The organism is Micromonospora sp. SL1-18 (genome assembly GCF_047921505.1).
In the GTDB taxonomy this organism is placed as follows: Bacteria; Actinomycetota; Actinomycetes; order Mycobacteriales; family Micromonosporaceae; genus Micromonospora.
On record NZ_JBLROA010000160.1, the window covers coordinates 1 to 2,017 of the forward strand.

4 protein-coding genes are annotated in these 2,017 nt (G+C 66.6%); 3 read left to right on the forward strand and 1 reads right to left on the reverse strand.

Annotated features, from left to right (window positions below):
- Positions 1-227 precede the first annotated feature (227 nt).
- Positions 228-725 carry a hypothetical protein gene (locus tag ACNAW0_RS30255; RefSeq protein WP_416291455.1) on the forward strand — a complete coding sequence of 166 codons (498 nt, stop codon included), beginning with the start codon at positions 228-230 and terminating at the stop codon, positions 723-725.
- A 385-nt stretch (positions 726-1,110) separates the two neighbouring features.
- On the opposite strand, the gene ACNAW0_RS30260 is transcribed toward ACNAW0_RS30255, so the two are convergent.
- Positions 1,111-1,407 (reverse strand): hypothetical protein, encoded by a 297-nt coding sequence (locus tag ACNAW0_RS30260; RefSeq protein ID WP_416291458.1) that lies wholly within the window; start codon positions 1,405-1,407, stop codon positions 1,111-1,113.
- On the opposite strand from ACNAW0_RS30260, the gene ACNAW0_RS30265 reads away from it, so the two are divergent.
- Together ACNAW0_RS30265 and yidC are read left to right on the forward strand one after the other, a co-directional pair.
- On the forward strand, positions 1,396-1,473 hold the full coding sequence (locus ACNAW0_RS30265; RefSeq protein WP_416291457.1) for a DUF6412 domain-containing protein: 78 nt from the start codon (positions 1,396-1,398) through the stop codon (positions 1,471-1,473). The two genes, ACNAW0_RS30260 and ACNAW0_RS30265, sit on opposite strands and share 12 nt — an antisense overlap.
- Before the next feature lie 164 nt (positions 1,474-1,637).
- Positions 1,638-2,017: membrane protein insertase YidC (yidC, locus tag ACNAW0_RS30270; RefSeq protein ID WP_416291456.1), on the forward strand; the 380-nt coding region annotated here is incomplete at its 3' end.

Consider the following 2,017-nt stretch of genomic DNA (forward strand, 5'->3'; position numbering starts at 1 on the left):
GCCAGGTCAGGGCCGCGATCAGGTCAACGGCCTGCTGATGGCCCGGTCAGCGGGAAGCGGCCGGGCCGGAACCGCGGGCCGGGCCGGCACGTCTGAAGTTGACGGAGGAGGTGGGTGCTTTGGCTTCCACGCAGACGTGTTCCACCGGCGCGGCGTTCTACCTGCCCGGCCAGGCCAGGCGGTCAGCCATCCCGGATGATGTGCCCCGGCCGGGCCGGACTAAGCCCATGAGGCACCGGGCCTGGTTCCTCGCGCTCGTCGGCCTGTGCATCCTCCTGGCCTCGCCGGCTCTCGCCGGGTGCGGCTCGGCGACGTCAGCCCGGCCGGCATCGCCTGGGTTCACCGGGTACGACTGGCAGGTCCTCGCCATCAGCCACGACGGACAGGAAACGAGGATTCCGGCGCGGATGCAGGTCGCGTTGCGGTTCTATCCGGGCGGGCAGTTCGGCGCCGACGACAGCATCAACTTCCACAGCGGGACCTACCGCACGACCGGCGATGGCTTCACGACCGGCGACATGGCCGTCTCGGCGGCCGGCTACGGCGGCCACGACCCCGCCATCCTGCTGGCAATGAACGCGATGGACTCGTTCGGCAACGGCGTCCACGCGACGGTCAAGCTGACCGGCGACCGGCTCGTGGTCGGGGTCGACTCCTACACGCTGACCTGCCAGCGCGGCGGCCCCCGGGCCGACGACCCCGCCCCGGCGAGTACGGGCGGATAGCGCGTCCTGGCGGGTCAATACAGCGTTTGCGTTGCGAGGGGAAGTGAGCTTGGCTACTTCGCGCTCGCGGAACGACGAAGGGCGCTCGCCATTCCGGCGAACGCCCTGATCGTGAAGGGTGGAGCCGAGGGGACTCGAACCCCTGACCCCCACACTGCCAGGGGGCTCTCTCGAATCGCCCTGGCCTGCGGTCGTCGTGACCTGCGGCCAGGCGGTCACTCTCCCCGCCAGTCGGCTTGGGAATCGGATTGATTTGCACCGTGAGTAGCCGTTCTGGATCGTCAATGAGCACGGAGCGTTCAGGTCTCGCTTCCCGGGGAGTCGTTGTCGGCCGCTGTTGACCACTGCATCGGGCACGCAACGGGCAGGCGTACTGGCGCAAGAATCAAGCAAGGAGCGCCGGAGCCAAGGCCGCGCAACAGGACTTGCGGTTCGAGCGCGTGCACACCCCGGCTATGGTTGTTCCGTGATCGGACTCGGCCTGCTGTGGCACTTCGTCGGTGTGCTGACCGACGTCGGCCCCGCCGGTCTGCTTGTCGGTACGGCTGCCGCGACCGGTGTACTGCTGACCGTCATACTCGCCGCTTCGATCCTGCTCCGGCGGGTAGTTGCCGATCCCGGCCTGCGGATCACCGGCCGGATTCTGCGCGAGCGCTCCGGACGGACGGGCATACCCCGCCATCGCGATCCTGATGCTGCCGGCCGATCTCGCCCCAGAGCCCCCACGACCGCCCTCGCGGTCGCCTGAGCGCTTACCTTCTGGTCGCTCGTCTTCTCACCGCTCGTTGGCGGCCGCTTGTGACTGCTTTCTGTCCGATCAGTCGTGGCGCACTCCGAGGGGTTCCCCATGTCCATTTCATTCTTTGACAGCGCTTCCGCTGTCGCGTATCCATCCGTCACCGGAGCCGTGCTATGAGCACGCTCTTCAGCCCGCTGATGGCAGTAATCTACGGGGCCATCTCTGGAATCTTGCTGTTTTGGCATGCCGTCTGGCAGAGGCTGTTCGGCGACGCGGCCCTGCTGGCAACAAACTGGTCCTGGATACTTGGCGTCATCTTCCTGGTGCTCACCGTCCGGGGCATTCTGTTCCCGATCTTCGTTAAGCAAATCAAGTCGCAGCGGGCGATGCAGGCGTTGCAGCCGAGGATCAAGGAGCTCCAGGAAAAGCACAAGGGCGACCGGGAGACCATGCAGAAGGAGCTCATGGAGCTCTATCGGTCGGAAAAGGCCAACCCGCTGATGGGCTGCCTGCCGATGTTCGTGCAGATCCCGGTTTTCCTGGGCCTGTTCCA